The 6,926-nt window shown below is 44.2% G+C and carries 5 protein-coding genes; all 5 read left to right on the top strand.

The annotated features are described in order from the left end of the window. Nucleotides 1–46 precede the first annotated feature (46 nt). The 5 genes from C7Y69_RS15555 to C7Y69_RS15535 all read left to right on the top strand — a co-directional run bounded on the left by C7Y69_RS15555 (nt 47) and on the right by C7Y69_RS15535 (nt 6,907). Nucleotides 47–1,393, top strand: a complete 1,347-nt coding sequence (locus C7Y69_RS15555) for a glycoside-pentoside-hexuronide (GPH):cation symporter (RefSeq protein WP_126873317.1) — start codon at nt 47–49, stop codon at nt 1,391–1,393. A gap of 56 nt (nt 1,394–1,449) precedes the next feature. After that, entirely contained in the window at nt 1,450–2,451 is a 1,002-nt protein-coding gene (locus C7Y69_RS15550) for a LacI family DNA-binding transcriptional regulator (protein WP_126873316.1), read from the top strand. A 79-nt stretch (nt 2,452–2,530) separates the two neighbouring features. Beyond that, nucleotides 2,531–3,613 carry a methyl-accepting chemotaxis protein gene (locus tag C7Y69_RS15545; protein ID WP_126873315.1) on the top strand — a complete coding sequence of 361 codons (1,083 nt, stop codon included), beginning with the start codon at nt 2,531–2,533 and terminating at the stop codon, nt 3,611–3,613. Between the two features lie 58 nt (nt 3,614–3,671). Continuing rightward, entirely contained in the window at nt 3,672–5,177 is a 1,506-nt protein-coding gene (locus C7Y69_RS15540) for a sensor histidine kinase (RefSeq protein ID WP_013786402.1), read from the top strand. A 149-nt stretch (nt 5,178–5,326) separates the two neighbouring features. Next, nucleotides 5,327–6,907, top strand: a complete 1,581-nt coding sequence (locus C7Y69_RS15535; RefSeq protein WP_013786401.1) for a methyl-accepting chemotaxis protein — start codon at nt 5,327–5,329, stop codon at nt 6,905–6,907. The last annotated feature ends 19 nt before the right edge of the window (nt 6,908–6,926 follow it).

Here is a 6,926-nt window from a genome sequence, read left to right as displayed (position 1 = left end):
ACAGTTAATCCGAACATAGCCAATAATAAAGATAACGGTGAAGCCAATGGTAAGTGCAAAGGAAAAGATTGCCTACGGGTTAGGCGATACGGCAAGTAATTTCATTTTTCAAACCGTCATGCTGTTTTTGACATTCTACTACACCGACGTTGTCGGCATACCGGCTGCAGCGGTAGGGAGCATGTTCTTACTGGTTCGCGTATTTGATGCGGTTACCGACCCTTTAATGGGATCTTTGGCCGACAGAACAAGAACGCGGTGGGGCGCATACCGCCCCTATTTATTATGGTTGGCTTTGCCTTTTGCGCTGTGTAGCGTGCTTGCGTTTACCTCGCCTGAATGGCTTACCGAAGACGGTAAGCTGTACTATGCATTTATCACCTACGCACTGTTAATGATAATGTATACGGCCATCAATATTCCTTATTCTGCATTGGGCGGCGTGCTAAGTGCCGATGCTTCAGAACGGGTATCTATCCAATCTTATCGCTTTGTATTTGCCATGGGTGGTGGCCTGCTGGTGACATCATTTATGCTGCCATTGGTTGATTACTTAGGGAACGGCAACGAAGCACTTGGGTATCAGCGCGCCATGATAGTGATGAGCATAGTGGGGATGGTACTTTTTCTACTTTGCTTTGCCGGTACTAAAGAGCGGGTGAAACCTGCCAATGAAACGCCTGCGCCCTATAAAACTCAGCTAGCGGCCATTTGGCAAAATGATCAATGCCGAGTGCTTTGTATGGTTGCAATTGTGTTACTTACCGGCATGGTGATGCGAAACACGCTAGCGCTTTACTATGTGAAGTACGTGTTGCAGCGGCCAGAGTCGGCCACATTATTTGTTACCGCCGGTATGGTGGGAAGCATTATAGGCTGTGCGTTGGCCAACCCAGTAGCGAAACGATTTTGTAAAATCAAAGTTTACACCTGGCTTCAGTTGGCCAGCGCAGTAGTGTGTATCGTGAATTATTTTGTGCCTTATCAAGCGTGGTTTACGGCCATTGCGCTACATTTCCTTTGGGGCCTTATATTGCAAATGGCTACCCCGCTACTGTGGGCGAAAATTGCTGATGTGGTGGACTATGGCGAAGATAAAACGGGGCTTCGTATGACTGGGTTAACGTATTCAACCGTGGTCTTTTTTATTAAGGTTGGACTGGCCTTGGGCGGCGCACTTGCGGGGTGGTTACTGGCATCAGTTAACTATCAACCAGACGCATTTTCACCGGATGTGGCAAAAGGAATTGTGGCGTTATTTTGTATCGGGCCAGCAATTGCATCGATAGGTGTTGCGATTATTATGCGCTGGTATACATTAGATAACCAAAAAATGATGGCAATTCAGCAGCGTCTTGGATTGACCACAGACGACGCGCATCGCGCATCGTAATAATAACTACGCAAAGCAAGGATATACACAGCGCACGTATGCACTGTTAATGCTCTATGGTAACGATTAAACAAGTAAGTGAGCTAGCCGGCGTGTCGTCAGCTACAGTATCTCGGGTTATCAACAACACAGATACCGTTAAAGAGAAAACGCGTCAGCAAGTGCTTGATGCGATGGAGAAGCTTGGCTATCGACACAATGTCATTGCGGCTTCCCTTGCCTCAAATAAAACCCATACCGTTGGGTATGTGGTTCCTGAATTACACGGTTCATTCTTTGGCGCCATGATGGCCGGTTCTGAAAAAGTGCTTAGGCAAGCCAACAAACATATGTTTGTGGTGACTGGGCACAGTGATGAAGCCTTGGAAAAAAAAGAAATTGAAGCCTTGCTGAGTCGCCGTTGCGATGCGCTTATTCTGCATGTTGAGGCGGTCAGCGATGAGTACCTTATCGACCTTGCCAGCCAAGATGTTCCTATTGTTGTAGTTAACCGTTATATAGAAGCTATTGGTGAAAAGTGTATTAGCCTAGACAATGTGCTTGGCGCTTATCTAGCGACTAAACACCTTATCGATTTGGGTCATACTCAAATTGCTTACGCTGCGGGCGCATTGTTTAAAGCGGATGGTTTTAATCGTTTACTTGGGCACAAAAAAGCATTAGAAGAAGCCAATTTTCATTTCGAAGAAGAGTCAGTGGCAGAAGGTAATTTCCAAGCCTTCTCTGGTGAAAAATGTGTGGATGAACTGTTTAGCCGCAATGTGAATTTTAGCGCTATCGCTTGTGCGAATGATGAAATGGCATCAGGTGCCATTAACTCACTTAGAAAACATGGCAAGCGCGTACCGGAAGATATCTCAGTCATTGGGTTCGATAACGTCGATTTTGCTAGTTACCTTACCCCTAAGTTAACTACCGTGAACTATCCTGTGCGCGAGATTGGTGCTATGGCATCACGCTGGATTTTAAATCAGGCTTATGGCGATAGGAAAATGACAATGGAACATATTTTGTCACCTAAATTGATTATTCGAGGAACCACTAGAAAATTTGAGTAAATTCAACCAACGACGAATGGTGAAGTTACGCTTTTTTCTGTTATGCTAAATTTTCACACAAATAAAAATTTGGTCAACTATGTTCGTTTCTCGAAGCAAATACTTAGAAAAAGAGTCTCAGGCCTCTCAAATTGAAAGCCGCTATCAAGTTGCCCTTGATAAAATATCAGCCTTAGAGTCTGAAAATGCAGAACTTCATCGACAAGTTATCGAGTTAAGCGACGCCGCCAGGCAAAACGAAGACGATGTGGTAACACGTTGTTTGGTTAACTCTTTGAACCAAGTGGAAGGCATACGAGAAACCGTATTAGGGTCTTATCAAAAAATAAACGCCGAAAACCAATCAATATCAGATATTAATGAATTGTTTGAACAGTCTTCTCAAGTACTTACCAAAATTGTTAAAGACATGAGTGGGTTGAATACCCAAATGGTGAGTATGAGCGAGCGTATTTCTGGGCTATCAAGCACAGCCGATAACATCAACAAATTTGTATCTACCATTACCAGTATATCGGATCAAACCAACCTACTGGCATTGAATGCTGCTATTGAAGCAGCGCGTGCGGGTGATGCTGGTCGTGGATTCAGTGTCGTCGCCGATGAGGTGCGTGCACTCGCTACTGAAACCAATAAATCAGCGACAGAAGTGTCTGAACTAGTAAATGATATTATTCAATCTACGGCAAAAGCAGTTTCAGGTGTTAACGAATTAAGAGGCAATAACGAAGAGCTAGAAGAAGGGATTAGTACCCTTAATAGCAGTTATGAAACCATGGTTTCTCATTGCGATAGCATGAAAACGACCATTAATGAGGGGGCGTTAAGCTCCTTTATACAAACGGTTAAGCTAGACCACGTAGTATGGAAGTCAGATGTATATGCGGTTTTATTTGGTTACAGCGATAAAAAATCAAGTGATCTTGCTGACCACGCGAGTTGTCGTTTGGGAAAGTGGTATAGCGAAAATCAGGGTGCGGCTATTGGCAAGTCGTCACCATTCAGAGATTTAGAAACACCTCATGCAGCGGTTCATCGTGCTGGTGTAGCTGCTATTAATGCAAAAGCAGAGGGTGATATTTCAACACTAGAAGCTAAAGTGATTGAAATGGAACGCTCTAGCGAGAAAGTAATGCTGCTATTAGACAAGATAGTGAGCTAACTTGTTTTCTCATATACCTAAATGCGTTTGAAGAGGTATAGACTAAAAGGCTTATATATTGAGCGATGCTTCAATACCCCCTAGCCCCAATGAGGTTGCTGACTTAAAAGCTCAAGTAAAATTACTTGAGCGACAGCTTAAGCGCCAAAAGATAGCGCGGGCAAATGCTGAGTGGTTTTTAGAAAGCTACTCAAGCGATGCCTATTCGGCAACGCAAGCCTTGCGTAAAGCATTGCATGAATCAAAAAAAAGAGAGCGAGAATTAATCTTTTTGAATCGCTCTGCTTCCCACCTTAAAACCTCCGATAGCGGGGCAAGTTTCATTTTCTCCGCTATTGAGTCAGCAGTAGAGTTCAGCGATGCCTTTTGTGGTTTAGCCTTCATTACCAAAGCCGGAAAAGTGGTTCAAGGAGATGACAACAAAATTTGGCAAGTAGAAAATGGTTGGGTTGAAGCCAGCGATTTAGCCAAGGTTATGTTAGATGAACTCCCGCTGTCTGTTAAAGAAGACTATAGCCAATGGTGTGTAAATATCGTTGAAAGGCCAGACAATCATGAAGAGGCTTACGTATTACATTTCATGCAGAACTTGGGCAATGGCGAGCAGGCATGGCTAGCACTACTGACCAAAAACAGTGAATTAGATGAAGAAATGCTTTATGTGCTGGATGCAAATAAGCACTATCTACAATTTGGTATAGGCTACCGAAGTTCTAAACACGAAATTAAGCATCACAAAGCCGCCCTATCCTCGATGGAAAAAGACCAACGCTATCTGCAAGAAAAGCTAATAACCGCAGATAAAATGGCCATGTTAGGTCAGTTGGCGGCCGGTATTGCCCACGAAATTAATAATCCGATTGGTTATGTACGTAGCAACACCTCGGTGGCTGGCGATATCTTTAAAGATTACCAGAGTGCTTTGTCTGAAATAAAGGTACTTTGTGAAGATGCGGGTGGAGAAATAGAAGCCCGTTATTTAGCGCTTGAAAACACGTATTCATTAAAAGATAGTGCCGAGGCTATCTCTGAAATGTTTGAAGAGTCCTCAGAAGGTATTGAAAGAATTATCGATATCGTAAAAGCGCTAAGAGGGTTTTCCTACCCTAGCGGTGATAAGCGCGTCGCCATTAATGTTGCCGAAGCGATAAGCTCAGCCTTACGAATCACGAATAACCTGCACAAGTATAAAAATAAGGTCATATTCACGCCTCCTGAAACCGATATCGAAGTACTAGGCAACGCTGGGCAAATACAGCAAGTACTCGTCAACTTACTTACTAACGCCATCTATGCCACAGATGAAGGAAAATGCATTAAGTTTGATGTTGAATCCCTAGAAGGCGAGGCGGTCATTACGTTGCAAGACGAAGGCAAAGGTATGTCAGAGGAAGTCATTGGCAAAATGTTTACCCCCTTTTTCACCACTAAACCACCTGGTGATGGCACCGGCCTTGGTATGTCTATTTCACTGACTATTATTGAAGAACACGGCGGCCAGTTTGAAGTGACCAGTGAAATCGATAAGGGCACCACAATTAAGGTACGCCTGCCACTGGCGTAATCTTTTTATTCGTATAATCTTCATTATTACCGAATTCTTTTTCTACTTTAGTATTAATTGTTACCATGATCGTCTACCCTTTTAATGAATTACCGATGAATAGGGCTCTCCTATTTACTTTGATACCACTATAGCAATGGATTTTATTAGTGAAGAAAAATCAGTCTGTTACCCAGCGCGAATACAAATTCCCTTCTCACTACCGCCTTATCTCTTCCACTGACAAACGGGGTGTCATACAACACTGCAATGACGAATTTGTAGAGGCAAGTGGGTACAATCGAGAAGACCTGATAGGAAAAAACCACAACATTATCCGTCATCCGGATATGCCCTCAAGTGTGTTTAAAGAAATGTGGCGAACTTTAGAGTCGGGTCAAAGTTGGGCTGGACTCGTTAAAAATAGAAGAGAAAACGGCGACCACTATTGGGTGTCAGCATTCGTAACTCCCGTATACGAAAACGGGCAAGCGGTGGGTTATGAGTCAGTTAGGGTTCATGCCGCCGATGAAGAAATAACACGAGCATCCGCTATATATGCCAGGTTATCGGCAGGAAAATCGCCAATTCCCTTTGCTGCAAAGCTTGGTCAAACACTTTCACCCATGTTACCCATGATAGTGGTAAGTTTATTATTATTGGTAGCCATTGGTTTTACCGCGGGTTTGGTACCCCTGGGTGTTACTTTCATTGCGCTACTGATTATGATGGCGTGGCAATCGGCAAAAAGTCGGAGCTATTGGCGGGAATTTCTTTCGTTAAGCCCTGCTAGTTATAGTAATGAACTCGTGGCACAAACGTATTATGCCGATGTTGATTATATTGCTCAGGCTAAGTTGGCGTTAGGCTGTGAACTCGCGCGTACGCGCACGGCGTTGACCCGCATCAAAGATGCATCTGAGGGGTTGGAAGATATTGCGGTTTCAACTCACAGCCAAGCCGAGCTAACCAGCAAAACGATTATTCAGCAAAATCTTGCCACCCAGCAAATTGCCACAGCGGTAACTCAAATGAGTCAGGCTATTCAAGAAGTGGCTGAGCGAGTAGAGAGCAATGCTGTTAGTGCCAAAACTGCCGCAACTAACGTACAAATGGGTAACGACAAAGCTGAAGAAGCGATGCAGGCTATACTGTCATTAAAAGGCGCGGTGGAGTCGATTTCCGATACGGTTACCGAGCTTGCCCAATCCACCAGTGATATAGGCGAAGCCGCTAGCATCATTTCTAGCATCGCTGATCAAACAAACCTGCTAGCACTTAATGCCGCTATAGAAGCCGCCCGCGCTGGCGAGCAGGGACGCGGTTTTGCTGTTGTTGCCGATGAAGTTCGTACCTTGGCTTCTAAAACCCGGGTGTCCACCGATAAAATTCACAATATCATTCAAGAACTTGTTGATAGAACAGAACGGGCCGTAAAGGTATCTTCAGAAGGGTTGGTGTCTGCTGAACACGGTAGTGCCATTGTTGAAGAAACCCGAGGCGCGCTACAAGAAATCAATAATGCGGTAAGTGGTATTGCCTCAGCTACCGTAGAAATGTCTTCTGCTGTAGAAGAACAAAGTACCGTGGCTGAGCATATTAATCAGCAGCTGGTCGATGTTGCTGATAGTGCAGAAGAAACGCAGAAGTCTTCAGAAGCCTCGCTCAAAGTGGGTCGAGATCTTCGTGACACCGTAAATCAAGTTAACGGGTTAATTGCTCGTTTTAACACGGATAAACGCACAGGATAATCTGTGCTGTTTATTTTTT

Origin of the sequence: Alteromonas sp. KS69 (assembly GCF_003989595.1) — a bacterium.
GTDB lineage: Bacteria > Pseudomonadota > Gammaproteobacteria > Enterobacterales > Alteromonadaceae > Alteromonas > Alteromonas naphthalenivorans.
Note: the sequence above shows the minus strand (reverse complement) of the source record. Positions and strands in the feature narration are given on the sequence as shown.